At 63.9% G+C, this 17,936-nt stretch carries 16 protein-coding genes and 1 pseudogene; 8 read left to right on the forward strand and 9 right to left on the reverse strand.

All coding sequences use genetic code 11. From position 1 onward, the window contains the following. Positions 1–31: 31 nt before the first annotated feature. From QTH87_RS21560 to QTH87_RS21600, 9 genes are all read right to left on the reverse strand, one after another. Positions 32–2,620, reverse strand: coding sequence for a VirB4 family type IV secretion/conjugal transfer ATPase (locus tag QTH87_RS21560; protein ID WP_286612115.1), 2,589 nt, complete (start codon positions 2,618–2,620; stop codon positions 32–34). Positions 2,621–2,678: 58 nt separating this feature from the next. Next, a complete protein-coding gene (locus tag QTH87_RS21565) occupies positions 2,679–2,978 on the reverse strand; it encodes a VirB3 family type IV secretion system protein (protein ID WP_286612116.1) in 300 nt (99 codons plus the stop codon). Positions 2,979–2,991: 13 nt separating this feature from the next. After that, a complete protein-coding gene (locus QTH87_RS21570; RefSeq protein WP_286612117.1) occupies positions 2,992–3,321 on the reverse strand; it encodes a KfrB domain-containing protein in 330 nt (109 codons plus the stop codon). Beyond that, entirely contained in the window at positions 3,318–3,683 is a 366-nt protein-coding gene (locus QTH87_RS21575) for a TrbC/VirB2 family protein (protein ID WP_286612118.1), read from the reverse strand. Before QTH87_RS21575 ends, QTH87_RS21570 begins: the two co-directional genes overlap by 4 nt. 135 nt (positions 3,684–3,818) lie before the next feature. Beyond that, entirely contained in the window at positions 3,819–4,865 is a 1,047-nt protein-coding gene (locus QTH87_RS21580; protein WP_286612119.1) for an OmpA family protein, read from the reverse strand. 20 nt (positions 4,866–4,885) lie between these two features. Continuing rightward, positions 4,886–6,664 (reverse strand): YadA family autotransporter adhesin, encoded by a 1,779-nt coding sequence (locus tag QTH87_RS21585; protein WP_286612120.1) that lies wholly within the window; start codon positions 6,662–6,664, stop codon positions 4,886–4,888. Positions 6,665–6,729: 65 nt separating this feature from the next. Further along, positions 6,730–8,097, reverse strand: a complete 1,368-nt coding sequence (locus QTH87_RS21590; protein ID WP_286612121.1) for a conjugal transfer lipoprotein TrbH — start codon at positions 8,095–8,097, stop codon at positions 6,730–6,732. Positions 8,098–9,407: 1,310 nt separating this feature from the next. Then, positions 9,408–9,935, reverse strand: coding sequence for an H-NS family nucleoid-associated regulatory protein (locus QTH87_RS21595; RefSeq protein WP_286612122.1), 528 nt, complete (start codon positions 9,933–9,935; stop codon positions 9,408–9,410). A 170-nt stretch (positions 9,936–10,105) separates the two neighbouring features. Further along, positions 10,106–11,134: a tyrosine-type recombinase/integrase gene (locus tag QTH87_RS21600; protein ID WP_286612123.1), complete on the reverse strand. Its 1,029-nt coding sequence runs from the start codon at positions 11,132–11,134 to the stop codon at positions 10,106–10,108. Positions 11,135–11,317: 183 nt separating this feature from the next. Between QTH87_RS21600 and QTH87_RS21605 the strand changes: the two genes are divergently transcribed. The 8 genes and pseudogenes from QTH87_RS21605 (at position 11,318) to QTH87_RS21635 (ending at position 17,860) form a co-directional block, all read left to right on the forward strand. After that, complete coding sequence (locus QTH87_RS21605; RefSeq protein WP_286612124.1) at positions 11,318–11,449, forward strand: hypothetical protein; 132 nt, start codon at positions 11,318–11,320, stop codon at positions 11,447–11,449. 6 nt (positions 11,450–11,455) lie between these two features. Continuing rightward, entirely contained in the window at positions 11,456–11,722 is a 267-nt protein-coding gene (locus QTH87_RS26210) for a helix-turn-helix domain-containing protein (protein ID WP_353506159.1), read from the forward strand. Positions 11,723–11,921: 199 nt separating this feature from the next. Beyond that, the gene (locus QTH87_RS21610) at positions 11,922–13,379 is read left to right on the forward strand and encodes a catalase (RefSeq protein ID WP_286612125.1); all 1,458 of its coding nucleotides are present in this window, start codon (positions 11,922–11,924) and stop codon (positions 13,377–13,379) included. Positions 13,380–13,451: 72 nt separating this feature from the next. Next, positions 13,452–14,105 (forward strand): hydrolase, encoded by a 654-nt coding sequence (locus tag QTH87_RS21615; protein WP_286612126.1) that lies wholly within the window; start codon positions 13,452–13,454, stop codon positions 14,103–14,105. A gap of 15 nt (positions 14,106–14,120) precedes the next feature. Beyond that, positions 14,121–14,417, forward strand: a complete 297-nt coding sequence (locus QTH87_RS21620; protein ID WP_286612127.1) for a XapX domain-containing protein — start codon at positions 14,121–14,123, stop codon at positions 14,415–14,417. Further along, positions 14,410–16,293: an amidohydrolase gene (locus tag QTH87_RS21625; protein ID WP_286612128.1), complete on the forward strand. Its 1,884-nt coding sequence runs from the start codon at positions 14,410–14,412 to the stop codon at positions 16,291–16,293. Before QTH87_RS21620 ends, QTH87_RS21625 begins: the two co-directional genes overlap by 8 nt. Further along, positions 16,293–16,691: pseudogene (locus QTH87_RS21630) on the forward strand (DoxX family protein); the annotation flags it as partial. The gene QTH87_RS21625 and the pseudogene QTH87_RS21630, both read left to right, overlap by 1 nt. Before the next feature lie 335 nt (positions 16,692–17,026). Further along, positions 17,027–17,860, forward strand: coding sequence for an alpha/beta fold hydrolase (locus tag QTH87_RS21635; protein WP_286612129.1), 834 nt, complete (start codon positions 17,027–17,029; stop codon positions 17,858–17,860). Positions 17,861–17,936 lie beyond the last annotated feature (76 nt).

Genomic DNA, 17,936 nt, shown 5'->3' on the forward strand with positions numbered 1-17,936 from the left:
ATGACTCTGCGAGGGAATCTCATGAACAGGCTCACTTTCGGTTCAGGTTGTGGGTGTTCTTTTCCATGGCGCGCGCCATGAAGGCCGGGACCCAGGCCTCCGGCTCTTCGGTGCCCAGCTCACGGATGACTTCCTCCATGAGGGCCACGCCCTTGTCGTTGGAGGAAAGGACGGGGATGAACTCGGGCATGTCCGATAGATCGAAAACCGCCTTGATCGACTCGCTGCCACGGCGGATCAAGAACTTGCGGTGTTCGGTCGGCGTGTCGCGCAGCCATTCGAAGTTGGCTTGCGTCTCGCCCAGCACCTCAACCAAGTCATGACGGTTGGCCGCACTGTTCGGAAAATGGATCCTCGTGACTGTCTGCTTCTGGATCGCGTCGGTCTCGCAGTACAGGAACTTCGCATCCGGGGTCAGGAAGGCCAGCAGGCCGTTCTTGCGCCGAATCTGCATGATGTAGCTGTCGATCTTCTTGCGCCAGAACTCGTGGCGCACCAGGTTCTGCCCTTCGTCCAGTACCACGATGAAAGGCTCGCCGTTCATCGCCTGATCGATGCGGTGGAACGGGTAGCTCAGGATCACCGCCAGTTCCGGCTGTGCATTCCCGCCTTTGATGAGCTGCCGCATCTCGAAACAGTAGTGACGGCACTGCGTGAGATCGATCGTGTCATGCTCGTTGTCGAAGGCGCCGGCGTTGGCACCGTTCTGGCCGCCCGCGCCGTGCCAGACACGCATGGCGCGGGCGAGCTCACCCTGACCAAAGCACCAGGCGATGTTGCGCAGGCGCCGATCGGCGAGCGGCAGCAGGTAGCTCTCCTGGACGGCAGCCTGGAAGCGCTCGATATCGTCCTCCGACACCGTTCCGCCGTAGCAGGTGCGCATGAGGGACAGGAGTTCGACGAGGTAGGCGCGGTTCTCGGGGGAGTCACGGAGTTGGAACGGGTTCCAACCCGTGGGCGTCTGGGCCGACAGCGTGGTGAGCTGGCCGCCCATGGCGCGCATGAAGACGGCCGAGCCCTGGAGGTTGTCGAACCAGAAGATGCGCGGGCGCGCCTTGTCGGCCATGGCGATGAGAGCGGCGAGCACGGCCGTCTTGCCCGAGCCGGTTTCGCCCTCGATGGCGATGTGGCCCGCCACCATGCCGTCCATCTCGCGGTGGAAGTTGAAGAAGTAGGGCGTGCCGCTCTGCGTCTCGAAAGCCATGATGGCCGGGCCCCAGAGGTTCCCCTCCATGCGGCCGCTCGCGAAGTTGTGAAAGGAAGCAAAGCCGGCGAAGTTGCCGGACTTGATCTTTCCCCGGCGGCCCATGAAGTGCTGAGCCTGCCCGGGCAGCTGCGCCCAGTAAAAGGTCTCCATGGCGAACCACTCGCGCACGGGCTTGACGCCCAGGCTGACGAAGGACTTCTTGAGCAGGCCCACGGCGTGGTCGAGGTGGGCCAACGTGAGCCGGCGGTTGTCGAGAGCGTCGGAGGCGGTCTCGGCCGCCACGTGGACCAGCATCGTGAGGTGATGCAGACCGTTCACCGAACGCCCGCGGGCAAGGTCCTGCAGGCCCTGGGTGATCTCGTCCATGTCTTCTTCGGCGACGCCTTCGGTGTCGTTCACGCTGATGCGTCGGCGCTCTTGGCGCATGTCGTGCTCGGCGCTGATGCGGTCAGTGAAGAAGAATGATTGCGTGATGATGAATTCCACCGGTTGCTTCAGGAACTCGTCCAGCATTCGCGAGGGTGTGCGCGTGGGCCACTCCGCCATGCTCAGGATGGCGGCGGCGCGCGTGCCGCTCAAGTTTTCGATGGCCATGGTGTGCCCCACGACTCTGAAGTCGATGGCAGAGACGGCGAGCGACCGGTCTAGCGGCAGCGCGGTGATCGGGACGCGCTCGTCTTCCAGATTCACCAGGTAGTGCAGGAAGCCGGCGATCTCGGAAAAGTCTTCACCGAGGTGGTCTAGGACTTCCGCTCGTGCGTACCGATCCTGCTTGCCGAAATGGGACTCGAACTCGTGCCAACTGAGCTGGAACTGATCGACGGCACGCCGCGCATCCATGGCCGCGATCGTCTGGGTCTCGAACACTGGACGGCGCTGGATGCGCAGCTTGCGCGCACCGTAGGAACTGAGCGTCTGGACGACCAGGTTGGCCGCCTCGTTGATGTCCTTGGACTGCTGCTCGAAGGAGTCGAGGTCTTCCTGGGTAAGCTTGATGCCGGAGACCGCGGAGAACATGCGATCGAGGAGGCCGGGGGCACCCTGGCGGAAGCGGTTGCGCACGATTGAAATGTAGATCTCGTTCACGAAAAAGGATCGCTTCTCGTAGCGCGCGCGCCAGGCTGCGTTGAAGGTGCGTGAGAACCAGGTGCCGCCGTCGCCTGCCGGGTAGCGGTTGACCTTGCGGCGAACAAGATGGACATAGATGCCGCGGTCGCTGTTGGCGATGGAGCGCAGCACCGTGTTGCGAATCCGCTCGGCCTGCTTGATCTGGGCAGCGCTCAGGGACTCGAAGTAGAGGCCCTCCAGCTTGATAACCTGCACCAGCCCGTCGTCCTTTGTGACGACGGTCTCGTCGTCGTAGTGGACGGTGTAGGGGATCATGTCGCTGAGCGCCATCTCCTTGGCGTCCACGGCCGCGCCCTCGGGCGTGGGCATGGACAGCGCCATGTCGAACTTGCGCTTCAGGATGTCAGCGAGGCGCATAGCGACGGCACCCCCACAGCGACTTGTTCGCGCACGGCTTCAGCCGCGTCGATGCAGAAAGGATGTTGAAGAGATAGACGTCCTTCAGGCAGACCAGGTAACAGGCCAGCAGCAGGACGGGAACCAGGGCCACGGCCCAGATCGAGCGCGTCACCATGGCGGCCATTCCGGGCAGGTACAGGCTCATCGCAAGGCTGGCGAGCGTGAACCCACCGATCATGGTCGGGCGGGTCATGGCGGCGACCAGGGTCTCGCCTTCGTCGTAGAGATCAGTGTCGTGGGTCACGGTCTAAGGCAGCTCAATCGCCCAGGCCTCGAGGCTCGATGCCCTTGGCAACGCTGGCCTGTCGCTCCCGGGTGTCCCACTCGTTCACGAAGCCCAGGCGCTGGCTCGGGTAGCGGATCTCGACGTTGGCACCCTTCACCAGCTGTGCGCAGGCGCGTCCGTGCAGTTCTGCGCGCTCGTGGCGAACATCCCTGGCGTGCTCGCCTTCGCCCATGCGTTGGATGACCGTGGTCGCGTTGGCGAAGGTGATCGGGCCGCGATAGGACCGACCGACCTCCGGCAATGCGGGCGCTGGAGCGCCCACCTCGCCCGCCGATACCAATGCGTCGAGTTGCGGCTTCATACTTGGCCGCCCGCCTTGGAGCGCAGTTCGCCCACGATGCTGGGTGCGAAGAAGACCAGCGCGATGCCGAAGCCCCAGCCACCGAGCGTCATGAGGTCGATGCGACCGGTCTTCCAGCGGTAGCCTTGCACCGCGAGCGTGATGATGCCGATGTAGTAGCCCCACTCGAAGATCACCAGATTCACGATGGACTTGAGGATTTCGGTGAGACCACCGAACATGGCGCCCCCGCTGGTTTGGGCGTGGGCGAGTTCGGGCAAGAGGGTCAGGATAGGCAGCAGAATGCAAGCCGCTCGGCTGAGGTTTCTGGCAAAGATGGTGGCTTCGTCCGACGATGAGCGCGGTGCGACGGTGTGGTTCATGGGGTGGCCCAAGTTGATTGAGAGTTCGAAGGCGCGTCGGAGAGCCGAGTCGTCTTCTAGGAATGAATGGACGAGCTTCGAGAGAGAAGGACGCGACGGCCCGTCTCCAAGAAGTTCTGCAGGGTGCTCCAAGCGCTATCGGCTGGAGGTAAAGGGCCCGGGCGGCAGGATCCGAACGACCACGCGCCGATCAGGCTGCAGGCAGTCGATCAGGGCCTGCTGCGCCGTGACCGCCTCGCAGCGGTCGCCGGTCAACGGAGCCGAGGCTCCCGCGCCAGAGGGCTCGATCGGCAAGGTCACGCCCGCGCGCTGCAGCAGCTTGGCGACGGTCTCTGCGCGTTCCTTTGACAGCGCCTGATTGCGCTCGGGAAGCCCCAGGCGGTCTGTGTGGCCGATGACCGCGATGGCCCCAGCGGTGGCGCCATGCGCCTTAATCCTGCCGGCGACGGCGTCGATCTCCGCGCGGCCGCCCGCGAGCATGCCTTCGGCCCGGGCCTGATCGAAGCGAAACAGCATGTCCGCCGGCACTTCGACCACCTCGAGCGCCGGGGCCTGAGGCACATCGATGCCATTCAGGCCCGGCGCCTGCGGCACATGGATGGCCTCGAGAGAATCCTGCGCGGTGCAGGCCGCCTCGAATTCACCGCCGGCTTCCTTCGCGAGTGCCACGGCGTGGTCCAGCTCGGGACGGCCATGGTTCCAGCGGGCGCCCTGGGTCTCCTCCAGATTCTCGTAGACCGACTGGCGGGCCACTTCCAGGCAACCCACTTTCGGCGTGCGGCAGTTTCGCTCACGGTAGCGGGCAAGAACTGACTCGACGTTCACGAGGTCGGCACGCCACTGTGGGCGACCGTAGCGACCGGACGCGGCCGGCAGGATCTCCTGACCGAAGAGCGGGCGCTCCAGGCTGGCTGTCGGCTCCTCGCCCTCGCTAAGGGCCGTGCGGATGCGAGCGGCATTGCCGCCTGCGATCGCCGGGGTATTTCTTGTATCGCCCTGCGAGGCTTCCGCCTTCGCGAGGTCGGCCCAGCACTGGGCCTTGCCGCTCCAGTAGGCCTTGGCCACCGATGCCTTCGTCAGGGGCTCGACGAAGTCTGGGGCGGTCTGAGCGTGGGCCACCATGGCCGCAGCGCTGTAGAAGAGAGCGCAGAGGCGGACGCGCTTCATGGCGAGCTTCACCATTCCGTTCTTCCGTCTCTTGCTCAGAACGAGAAGGTCGCGCCGACGCCGAAGCCGACCTTGGCCGGTCCAGACGAGGTGACACCGACCTTGGCGTTGAGCAGGATCTGGTTGCTGGCGTAGTAGTTCACGCCCGCGGCGATAGCGCCTTCACCGTTGTAGGAGCCCGCACCGATGCTGATGCTCGTGTTGCCCTCAGCGCGTGCGTTGGGTACGAGGGCTGCAGCAGCCATCGCCATCGCGCCGATTCCCGACATCTGCTTCTGGCTCTTCTGGTCGAGTTGCTCGATCTGGCGGTCGGTGTACGCCTGGGACTGCTGGACGCCTCCGCCCACCATGCTGCGTACCTGGTTCAGGTTCGTGGCGTCGGTGCCCTCGGTGCCTGGCGCGACGTTGGCGAGCTGCCGTTCGGCGCCGGGCCTGCCGAAGCTCACGGTGTTGTCGCGGTCCGCCGTGCTGCCGCTGCCGATCGCTACCGAGTCTTTGCCGGTGGCGGATGCACCAGGGGCGCCGCTGGTGTTGCTGCCAGTGATCGTGGAGCCGATCGCGTCCAGAGCGCTGCCCACGTTGTTGTAAACGACGTTGTTGACGGTGTAGGCCGGGGCTGTGATCGCGCCGGTGCTCGGGTCGTAGGTGCTGCCACCACCGAAATTGCCAGCGGTGGCCGAGCCCAGGTTGCCGACGCTCGCGCCTAGTGCTGTGACAGCCTGGTTCGTGGCGTTTAGCTGGCTACCGTTGATCGCGTCCGTGCTGGTGGCGTCGAGCCGGCCGGCCGCAACGTTCGTCATGGTGCGTTCGGCGCCCTCGCTACCGACGCTGACCGTGCTGACGGGCGCGGTGCCGGCGAAGGTGTATTCGGTGCCATTGATCATGGCACTGCGCGTCGCCACCGCGGCACTGGTGGTGGAGCCTTGGCCGAGCGCGACGTCGCCCACGTTGCTTGCGACGGCGCCGGCGCCAAGCGCAGTCGCCCCATGGGCCTGCCCCTTGGCGCTCGCGCCGAACACCACGCTGTCGTTGCCCATGGCTTCCGAGTTCACGCCACCCGCGATCGCATTGCTTCCGCTCACGACGGCGCCTGGCCCCATGGCAAGCGAATCGGTGCCGGTCGCGACCGCGTCGGCACCGGTCGAGTTGGCCTTGAAGTACTTCGTCTTCTCGTCGGTATAGGCGTTGCTCTCTGCCGCCTTGTTGTCGATGTACGTGTAGGTGTCGCCCAGCTTGGTGTCGGTGTACTGCGCTGCCTGATTCAGCGCGTCGGAGTTCAACGCGTCGGCATACTGATTGGCTCGGTTCAGCGTGTCGGCTGAGGCACTATTGAGTTGGTCGAGGTTGACGGCATCGCTACCTTCGGTCCCGGCGGCAAGCCCAGTCATCTGCCGACCGCCAACCTCGACGCTGTTGTCGCGGGTGGTCTGCGAGAAACTGCCAAGCGCTACGGAGTTCGTGTGTGACGAAGCCGCACCGAAGCCGATGGCGCTCGATCCTGCGCCGGACGTCCTGGTCTGTGAGCCCAGCGCGGTGCTGTTTTCTCCGCTCGGAAGTTGGGTGTAGCGTCCGAGGGTTGGGCAGTCGGTGTTCGCACATGTGCCGACTGCGACCGAGCCACCGCCCGTCGCGGTGGCGTGGTGGCCAAGTGCCATCGAGTTCGAGCCGGAAGCGCTTGCCCCGGCGCCTACGGCGGTACTGTTGAGATTGCCGCTCGCGCCCGGCCCGTAGGTCGTGGGCAGGTCTGCGCTTGCAAGTTGGCAGACCAATGCCGTCGTAGCGGCGAGGATGGTTTTCTGGAAAGAGAGAGTCATTGCCTTGATTTGAAATAGTTGTGTGACAGGCTTTTGTTGTCTATTTTTTGATAGCTGTGAGAGTGCTACATGTCGAATACTTGAAGGACTGGTCTCCCCTGATTGGTGTTGTCAAACCTCATACTTAGCGGAACTTCAAATTCGCCAAAGGCGCTTGCCAAGCGCGCGAGTGCGGCCTTGAACGTGCCGGGATAAACGCCCGCCCTGACCGCGTCGGTCACGGGGTAGTCGTGCCGGCTGTCCCACCTGACGCGGAAACCCGCCGTGGATGCCCAGCTCTCGACAACGGCGCGCAGCGACTGGCTTTGGCCGACGGTCCACACGCCTTCCAAGGCGCCCGCCGCCCTCCTCGCTGAGGTGTCCCACGCGGGCTGAACGGCCACTGATGGTCCCCGAGCTTCCTGCTCCGCACGGCCTGCCTGCGGCGGCGGTGCCGCCGCCACGAATCGATTGGCCGGAGGCAACTGCGATGACGGGGTTGCTGGTGCAGGGCGTGGCGCAGCGGTGTGTTCTGGCTTTCGAGTTGCCGGCTGCAGTGAGGGTATCTGCGGCGCGGCGGTAGGTTGCAGCGACGTGGGAGGTATGGCCGCGGCCGCCATGACCACGGGCGCGTCAGGCGACCGCTGCTTGGTGGTAATCGCCAGGAAGTGCGGTGCACGCCGGACGGCGCTGACCTCGATGCCCGTGCGGTAGGTTGCGTAGGTCCGCAGGATCGACGAAGTCGCCTGGTCGACCGAGCTGCCGGCCGAGGCGCGCGCCTCGCGGGTCAGGGGAAGATCGGTGTATGACTCATGTGCGAGCGTCTCCGCCGTGACGCGTCGACCGTTCAAAACGGGAGTCAGTCCGGCCTGCTGCGCCCAGCGCACTAATACCGAAATGAGGCGAGCGTCCGAAGGCGACACCTCGAAGGCGTGGCCGCGCGTGGTCTCTTCAGCTTGAGCACGACCCAGCGTTCCAGCGCCGGCAGTGATCCTCCTTGCTCCGCCGGGGTGCTCGCCGGTCCCCGTGCTGCGCTGCTTTGCGAGATGAGTGAGGACCTTCCCATCGACGCTCACGGTGACACGGTAGAGGTCGTTCGTGGGTTGATCGACGAGATAGTCGAGGGCGAGAGAGCCACCGCCTTGCTTGTCTTGAACCGCATAGCCAGCGCTTCTCAATCGAGCCACCAACGACCTTCCGAAGCGATCGTTGGCGGGTCGCTCCAGAGCAAATCTCGTCTGGACCGAGTGCGACGCCGCAAGTTGAGTGACGGCGTCCTCTGCGAGACTCTCCAGATCCTGAGCCCAACTTGGGCTGCTCACAATCAGTGTGGCTACAACTGAACCAACTCTGATCAATGAGGCCAGGAAAGCGTGTGCACCTTTCTGGCGCCGCGATCGGATGCGACCGCGCACCGGTTCATGGATACTCGAAATACTGACTGCCGAACGCAAGAATCCTCCGATGTTTGAATCCGAGACCGGCTCAAACGTGTCATGCAGACGACTCGTTCAACGCGCTGATTCGGAATTGCATGAGGTTATCGTTCTGGTCAAAAATTGGATGTAGGAACCTTCTTGGCCACGTCGCTGAAAAGGTGCTCATGATGCAAACCGGCCGCAACGATTGGCCTCGGATTCGTCAATTCGTTCAAGTTCGGACTCCCATGACGACCGAACAGGGGAGTGCGCGATCTGAAGGACGAACCTCGGCCTTCGCTCTTCCACAGAAAAAGATTGCGACCGCGAGGGCGGCGGAAAGCTGATAGCTGGCGTGGTCAGCCGGTTGCGCGATGTGCGCTTGGTCTTCAGAGCATCGGAGAAAGCCGTGGAGGAGATGCTGCGCGGGGACTACCGCGGTTCTCGTTCCACCTATCCCAAGTGATTGAAGAAACGGCTCTGGTGGTCCCAGGTTCTGCTCGTGTTTGCTGGCGAAGATTCGGCCGGAGTCTGCCTAGCCGGAGACCTCCTCGTGCGGAAGGTCCGTTGGACCTGGCAATGCGTGCGGTCAAGGCCGATGGTCCACGAGGAAGCGCGTTCGATCGGGACTTCTAGTCAGAGCTCATGCACTGCCGGGTTGACCTTTTCCGCGACAAGCGCGAGACAGTTCGCGACCAGATCTCTTCTTCTGCCTCTTGCCGACTCGGTGACGACCAATGAATATCGCAGCCTTTGCCGTCAGGTCTGAATGTCACTTGAACCGTTGTTGGAGACCGATCAGGCGGACGTCGACCTCGGCCCCGCCGATCGCAACACTGAGGCCGCCTATCGACGCGGGTATCACCAGGCTGTCGGGGATGTCGCTCGGTGCCTCGTTTCCGGGCGCCCTTTGAATGCAGCGGCGCTGACGGCGTGGATCGATGGGGAGGGTAGAAGATGGCGGCATTCCGCACCTCTGGACCGCCACCTTCTACCTCCTGAGATGCGAGACGACGGTATGTGGACCGCGGCCCTGCCTGCGGCAGTAGGAATCGACACGTATGGTTGGCTCGGAAAAGCTGCGATGGATCGCCGCGGCAAGCCCTATCGGCGTTGATCCGATCACTCAAGAGTTTCGCGGGTCGTGCGCCCCTCATGGAGGGCACCTCGCGCGGATCGGTCTGAATGGCTCGTTCGGTTCACCGCGATCACCCGTGCCCTGTGGCCTCTAACCCGACAGGGGCTGTGGCCGCACCTCACGTGCGTGGGGCTACGACCGGAGACCGCCTTCGACGCGGCAAATCTCAGCAATAAGCCCCCGAGTCGGGGGCGCCCTGGGCGTGGCGTCAGGCCTGCTTCACGAAATCCTGCAGCGTCTTGCCACTGTCCAGCGCTGCCTTCAACCATCCGGGCTTCGGTCCTCGGCCGGTCCACGAATTGCCAGCGCCGTCGGTGTAGTTGACCTTTGAAGGCGCGCGCTTGGTCTTTTTCTTGACCGACTTCTTAGTGGATGCGGACTCCTGAGCCATTTCCATGGACAAGGCAAGACTCGACTTGGGAGTGGCGCCCGAGCGGAACTCTTCGATCGAGCGACCTGCGGCCAGCGCTTCGCGCAACCAACGGGGTCGTGGACCACGGCCCGACCAGCTGTTGCCGGCGCCATCGCTGAACTGTGTCGATGCCTTCGCCGAGCGCTTGCCAGCGGATTTGGGCGATGCGGCTGCAAGCCCCAGATGCGCTGCCGTCAAGCCATAGTGCGCGATTGCGACTTTGATGCGCTCGACGACGCCCTTGATTTCGCTGGTTCGTAAGGTCTCCGCCTGACGTTGGAGCTGCTCGATCTGCTTTTGGATCTGCTTGTATGTTTGTGCCATTGCTTGCCTTGATTCAGTTGAGATTGAAAGAGTTCGACGACCCTATGGGCGCGATTCTGCCATCTCAGGTGAAAAAATAATGAATCGAAGATGAAAACGGCCTGAAGTCTGACACATTGCACTGGCGTCTCAAATAGCTTCCAGAGCACTGGAGACGCAAAAGTTGGAGTTCAAGCAGCGTCCATCGGGCCGCTTAGGACGAGCGTGTATCGATCCATCACCGCGACTTCAACCCCCATCCATCGCGCCACTTCCTCAGGAGACGTGCCGCGCCGCAATTGCCGCATTGCGAACGTATGCCGTAGCTTGAAGGTTCCGCCTTCATTGCTGTCGAGACCAGCTTCTGCCAGCAAATTCCGTGTGGCCGAGTAGTGCGATTGCTTGCTCCAAGGCTTGCCGGTCGCCGTCGACGGCAAGAGCATCTCGCCTGGAATCTCCCGCTCCAAGCGAACCTGAATCCAATGCTTCAAGAGCTCGCTCGCCCACGGCGCGATCGGCGTCTCGCGCGCCGATTGATCTCCGTTGGAAGCAATCGAAATTTTCCAAGGCAGGTCGCGCACGCGACCGCCTCTCGAGATTGGGGAATCCAAGGTCAGCGCGCGCACCTCTGCAGGCGTGAGGCCGCCGCCCAGGTGCAGGGCCACCGCAACGCGATTGCGAAGCTCCTGCCAGGTGAACGCCACGTGCGCATGGCGGCGAGCGGCTGCGCCCGGGCGAGGGCGCGCGTTTGAGAGAAACGCGATCAGGTGCTTGGCCTCCGACACGGAAAGAAACTCTGGCAACGGATCGCCGCTGGCAGCCTCGGAATAGCGGACATGCGGGTTCTCGGCGAGCCAATCCGAGACTGCTGTGTTTAACGGTGCGTCGGACTGCGCTGCGCGGTGATGCCGCACCCGTTCGATCAGGCGCAACAGGCGAAGGGCGTGCCGGGGCGAGAGCGAAAGGTCCGGGCTCTTCATGCCGAAGCGGGCTGCCTGAAAGGCCTGTAGGTCTTGCACGTTGAGCGAATCCAGCGTGACTGCTGGCGATTGGGCCAGGCACCAGCCCATGAAGCCGCGCCACATTTCGCGATACACGTCGATGGACCCGGTTTGGCGAAGCGAGCCGATCGCGCGCTGGTCGGTGAGCCAAGCTTCGAAGGCATCGCGTAGACCCGCGGGCGCTGGATGCTCCTCGAACAGCGGGATGGTTGTAGGCATAAGAATATACTAACGGAAGCGCGGAAGCGCGGAAGATGCTGACGCTTAGCTTGCTTGGCAGTTGTTCTTTAGTGTGAGTGGTTGTCCGTTAGTATATTAATAGTCGAGTTGGGGGCCGCGGTGACTCTGGACGCCACGCGTTGGCCGCAGGTGGCCACACAACCTCCGTCGCCGGCCAAGCTCATGACCGACCAGCTCGGCTCCCTGCTGGCACTTAGAACCAACGACTTTGCGGGCCATGAATACGAGAGCGTCCGGACCATGGATGCATTCATCCGCAAGGCCACGGAATGTCTGCACCAGCGTTACGCCTAACAGAGATTGACGGCGCAGGCGATCGCAAAGGACCTCTACATCTCGGAGCGAACACTGCATCGTTGCTTCGCACGCAGTGGGGCCACATCCCTGCAGGACTTGATCAGGCATCGCATGGCAGTGGCCGAGCGCGTGTTGCGGGATTCGCGCTTCGACCGCATCACGGTCTCCGAAGTTGCGCGTCGCGTCGGGCTCGCAGATACCTCCCATTTCATTCGGCAGTGTCGGACCAGCCTGGGTCAGACTCTCGCAGCAATCCGACGAGCCGGTTGAGGGCTGGTGGACAAGAACGCGCGGCATCTTGCATCGCCGCCCGTCTTCGACGAATGCAAGCATGGTTGGCGTTGGCAGTATCGGCCTGCAAGCTTGGCGCAAAGCGACAGTTCGAGCGGATATCAGATTCCTAGAGTAGGGGGCAACAACCAAAGGAATGTATGTCTCCACGCAACACCGCTCCGGCTCGGCGCTTCCGATGAAGCAACTCACCACCGCGCAGGGCGCACCCGTCCAGGATAACTTCAACACGCAGACCGCCGGGCCGAGAGGACCCGTTCTGCTGCAGGATGTCTGGCTGCTCGAAAAACTTCAGAGCTTCAACCGCGAGGTAATACCCGAGCGTCGAATGCATGCCAAGGGTGCCGGTGCGCATGGGACCTTCACTGTCACCGGTGACATCACCCCTTTCACCAAGGCAAGCATCTTCGCGCACGTCGGCAAGAGTACGCCGATGTTTGCGCGCTTCTCCACCGTGGCCGGCGAGCGGGGCGCAGCGGATGCGGAGCGGGACCTGCGCGGCTTCGCCCTAAAGTTCTATACCGATGAAGGCAACTGGGATCTGGTCGGAAACAACACGCCGGTCTTTTTCTTTCGCGACCCACTGCGCTTTCCGGACCTCAACCACGCGATCAAGCGCGACCCGCGCACCGGCCTGCGCAGCGCGCAGAGCAACTGGGATTTCTGGTCCCTGCTTCCGGAGGCATTGCATCAGGTGACGATCGTGATGAGCGAGCGCGGCATTCCCGCGAGCTTTCGCCACATGCACGGCTTCGGGAGCCATACCTACAGCCTCGTCAACGCCGACAACGAGCGCACTTGGGTGAAGTTCACCATGAAGACCCAGCAAGGCATCCGGAACCTGACGGATGCCGAGGCTGAACTCTTGGTCGGCAGGGACCGTGAAAGTCATCACCGCGACCTCTTCGAGAGCATCGAGCGCAAGGAGTTTCCGCGCTGGACGATGTTCGTGCAGCTGATGTCGGAGGCCAATGCCCGCCGGCACCCGGTCAATCCGTTCGACCTGACCAAGATCTGGTCCCATGCGGAGTTTCCGCTGATCGAGGTCGGCGTCTTCGAGCTGAATCGCAACCCCGAGAACGTGTTCGCGGAAGTCGAGCAGGCGGCCTTCTCGCCCTCGACCATCGTTCCCGGCATCGGCTTCTCGCCCGACCGGATGTTGCAGGCACGGCTCTTCGCATACACCAATGCGGCGCACTACCGCCTGGGGGTGAATCATCACCAGATCCCGGTCAACGCGCCGCGGTGCCCGGTCAATAGCTTCCATCGCGATGGTGCGATGCGCGTTGACGGCAACCATGGCGGCACCGTCGCCTATGCGCCCAATTCGCTCGGCGAATGGGAAGAGGAGCCCGACTTTCGCGAGCCGATGCTGGCGTTGGAAGGCGGGGCGGGTCACTGGGACCACCGGTTGGATGAAGATCACTACGAACAACCCGGGGTCCTGTTCCGGGGGATGACGCAGGCTCAACAGCAGGTCTTGTTCGACAACACGGCGCGCGCGCTCAGCGGCGTCAGCGAAGCGGTGCAGCAGCGCCACGTCGCCAACTGTGCGAAGGCGGACGTGGACTACGGCGGCGGCGTCGCCCAGGCCCTGGACGTCATGCGATTGAAGGCTGCATCGCTCATCTTTTGAACGGCCCGCGTGTCGCACCGTTCTCCTCCCGCCAGGTTCTTGCTTTTTTAATTTCACTTCAAAGGAATTCTCATGCCCGTCACCGCCTCGCCTGTCCCGAGCGCCAAGCTGCTCAGCCCGAGGGATCACACCCTGCTGATGATCGACCTGCAGCCGCAGATGGCCTTTTCCACGCACTCGATCGACGCCATCACGCTGCGCAACAACGCGGCGCTGGTCGCCAACGCTGCGGCCGGCTTCGGCGTGTCGACCATCCTCACGACAGTGGCCGAGAAGAGCTTCTCCGGACCGATGTTTGACGAGATCAAGTGCGCCTTTCCCGACCACGGCATGCTCGATCGCACCTCCATGAACAGCTGGGAGGACGCGGCCGTCATCCAGCAAATCAACGACATCGGCAAGCCGCGCATCGTGTTGTCGGGCCTATGGACCAGCGTATGCATCGTCGGCCCGGCCCTGTCGGCCATTGCACAGGGCTTCCAGGTCTATGTGATTGCCGATGCCTGCGGCGATGTATCAGCCGAAGCCCACACCCGCGCGATGGAGCGGATGGTTCAGGCGGGCGCTCAGCCCTTGACCTCGCTGCAGTACCTGCTCGAGTTGCAGCGCGACTGGGCGCGCACCGACAGTTACGGCGTCACCACCGGAATCGCCAAGCGGTTCGGCGGCGCCTACGGACTCGGCATCATCTACGCCAGGTCGATGTTCGCTGCCCACGAAGGCTGAAGCGAGCAGCCCCGGATGAAGCCGTACCTCGTTTCGTTGGCGCTCGGCGTGTTGGTCGGCGTCGTCTATGCGCTCTTCAGCGTGCGCTCGCCGGCACCGCCGATCATCGCCTTGGTCGGGCTGCTGGGCATTCTCGCCGGCGAGCAGCTGCCGCCGCTCGCCAAACGCCTGTTCGACCGCGGTCCGGCATCGAGCTCCTGGCTGCACCAGCAGGTCAAACCGCACATGTTCGGGCGCCTGCCCGAGTGCGCCATGGAAGCGGCGCTGCCGGTCACCGACGCGTCCGACAAGGGGGAGGAGAGACGTGTTTGAAGCACCCTCGCTGATCCTGCACAACGGCCGCGTCACGACGCTGGACCGCGCGAACCCTGTGGCCACAGCGGTCGCCGTAGCGGATGGCCGATTCAGCCGTGTCGGCAGCGACGCAGACGTGCTGCCGCTGGCCGGCCCAGCCACCCGCGTGCTCGACCTGAAGGGCCGCCCGGTGCTGCCCGGCCTCATCGACAACCACCTGCACATCATCCGCGGCGGCCTCAACTTCAACCTGGAGCTTCGCTGGGATGGCGTGCGCAGCCTGGCCGACGCCATGGGCATGCTCAAGTGGCAGGTCGCGATCACGCCGGCGCCGCAGTGGGTGCGCGTGGTCGGCGGTTTCACCGAGCACCAGTTCACAGAGAGACGCCTGCCCACCATCGACGAGCTGAATGCCGTCGCGCCCGACACGCCGGTGTTCCTGCTGCACCTGTACGACCGGGCCCTGCTCAATGGCGCGGCCCTGCGCGCCGTGGGCTACACCAAGGAAACACCTGCGCCGCCGGGCGGCGAGATCATGCGCGATGCCGCCGGCAACCCTACCGGCCTGCTGCTGGCCAAGCCCAATGCAAGCATCCTCTACGCCACGCTGGCCAAGGGGCCCAAGCTGCCCTTCGAGTACCAGATCAATTCCACCCGGCACTTCATGCGTGAGCTCAACCGCCTCGGCGTCACAGGTGCCATCGACGCGGGCGGCGGCTTCCAGAACTTCCCCGAGGACTACCAGGTCATCCAGCAGCTGGCCGACGCCGGCCAGCTCACCATCCGCCTTGCCTACAACCTGTTCACGCAAAAGCCCAAGCAGGAGAAGCAGGATTTCCTGAACTGGACCGCCACCTCGAAGTACAAGCAGGGCGACGACTACTTCCGCCACAACGGTGCGGGCGAGATGCTGGTCTTCTCCGCCGCCGATTTCGAGGACTTCCGGCAGCCCCGGCCCGACATGGCTCCCGAGATGGAGGGCGAGCTGGAGGAAGTGGTGCGCGTGCTCGTTCAGAACAAATGGCCCTGGCGTCTGCACGCCACCTACGACGAGACCATCGAGCGCGCGCTCGACGTCTTCGAGAAGGTCGACCGCGACACGCCGCTGTCGGGCCTGAACTGGTTCTTCGACCACTGCGAGACCATCTCCGAGAAGTCGATCGACCGCATTGCGGCGCTGGGCGGTGGCATCGCGGTGCAGCACCGGATGGCCTACCAAGGCGAGTTCTTCGTAGAGCGCTATGGTGCCGCGGCCGCAGAGGCCACGCCGCCGGTCAAGCGCATGCTGGAGAAGGGCGTGAAGGTCTCGGCCGGCACCGACGCCACGCGCGTGGCCTCGTACAACCCGTGGGTGTCCCTCTCCTGGCTGGTCACCGGAAAGACCGTGGGCGGGCTGCAGTTGACGCCGCAGCGCAACTGCCTGGGCCGCGAAGCCGCCCTGCGCATGTGGACCGAGAACGTGACCTGGTTTTCAAACGAGGTCGCCAAGAAGGGCCGAATCGAGGCCGGCCAACTCGCCGACCTGGTGGTGCTCGATCGGGACTTCTTCGCCTGCCCCGAGTCCGACATCGCCGACACCACGGCGCTGCTCACGATGGTGGGCGGCAAGGTGGTCTATGGCGCCGGGCCCTTCAAGGCCCTGGACGAAGGCACGCCACCGCCGGCCATGCCGGACTGGTCGCCGGTTCGAAGCTTTGGTGGCTACGGGGCTTGGGGCGACAAGGAAGGCAGGCCCTTGCAGGCCACGATGCGCCGCATGGCGGCCGACTGCGCCTGCGCCAACGACTGCAATGTCCACGGTCATCAGCACGCCACGGCCTGGAGCAGCAAGCTCCCCATTGCCGACCTGAAAAGCTTCTGGGGCGCGCTCGGTTGCGCCTGCTGGGCGGTGTGATGATGGGCAGCGTTCGCCGTCTCTTCACCACCCGCGCCGTGCACTGGCTTGCACTGCTTTTCCTGTGCGCCGCCTACCTCCAGGGCGCCTTCAACAAGGCGATCGACTTTCAGTCGGCCATCGCCGAGATGAAGCACTTCGGCCTTGCGCCGGCCGGGCCCATGGCCGCGGCGGTGATCGTGTTCGAGTTCGGCGCGGCCCTGATGATCCTCACCGGCTTCTACCGCTGGCTCGGTGCACTCGGTCTCGCGGGCTTCACACTGATGGCCACTTTTGTGGCGAACCGCTTCTGGGAAATGGCCATGCCCGAGCGCTTCATGGTGGCCAATGCCTTCTTCGAGCATTGGGGGCTGGTCGGCGGCTTCCTGCTGGTGGTATGGCATGACTTGCGCGGACGCAAGGCCTCTGCGCAACTCGCGGGCGCAACTTCTGAGTGCGCAAACCGATGCGGTGTTGGCGGAATCCACCTTCAAGGTTGGCACGACGCGGCCACTCGCGCGCATCCCCAGTACCTACAGTCGATCGACACCCAACGCATGACTCCCTTGTCACGCGGGGCACGCATCTTCACTCCCAACCTCAACCCAAGGAAGCCATGTCTCAACCCTCACTGCCCCTGAATCCTCAACGCCGCGACCTGCTCGCAAGCGGCGCTGCCGTGCTCGCGGGCACCCTCGCGACCATCGGATCCTCCGAAGCCGCCACTCCAACCCCCACCAAACCCATTCACGCCATGACACAGAACACCATCAGCACCAAGGACGGTACCCAGATCTTCTACAAGGAATGGGGCACCGGTCAGCCGATCGTGTTCCACCACGGTTGGCCGCTCAGCGGGGACGACTGGGACACCCAGATGATGTTCTTCTCGTCGAAGGGCTATCGCGTGGTCGCCCACGATCGCCGCGGCCATGGCCGCTCCAGCCCGAGCGCCACGGGCAACGACATGGACACCTATGCAGCCGATGTTGCCGCCGTCACCGAGCACCTGGGCCTTCGCAACGCTATCCACATAGGCCACTCGACCGGCGGCGGCGAGGTCATCCGCTACGTGGCGCGCTATGGCGGCGGCGGCCGGGTCGCCAAGGCCGTGACTATCGGCGCCATCCCGCCGACCTTTCAGAAGTCGGCCTCCAACCCCGACGGCGTGCCGCTCGAGGTGGTCAACGGCATCCGTGCCGCGGTTCTGGCCAACCGTGCCCAGTTCTACCGCGATCTCTCCACGGGATCGTTCTACGGTTACAACCGCCCCGGCGCGAAGGTGTCGACGGCCGTCTCAGACAACTGGTTCCGCCAGGCGATGGTCGGCGACATCAAGGCGCAGTACGAGTGCATCACCGCGTTCTCGGAGACCGACTTCACGGCCGACCTCAAGAAGATCACGCAGCCCGTGCTGGTGATGCACGGCGAAGATGACCAGGTCGCCCCGCTCGCCACCACGTCGCGTGTCGCTGCGAAGTTGCTCAAGAACGGCACGCTCAAGACCTATCCGGGCCTTCCGCATGGCATGGCGACGACGCACGCCGACATCATCAACGAAGACATCCTGGCCTTCATCCGGACGTAGCCCGGCACGCGATGCCTTGGCCCGACATGCCAAGGCGTCGCAGGGCGGATGGCGCATGGCCATCGCCCGTTCGCGA

Origin of the sequence: Variovorax jilinensis (assembly GCF_030316885.1) — a bacterium.
GTDB classification, from domain to species: domain Bacteria; phylum Pseudomonadota; class Gammaproteobacteria; order Burkholderiales; family Burkholderiaceae_C; genus Variovorax; species Variovorax jilinensis.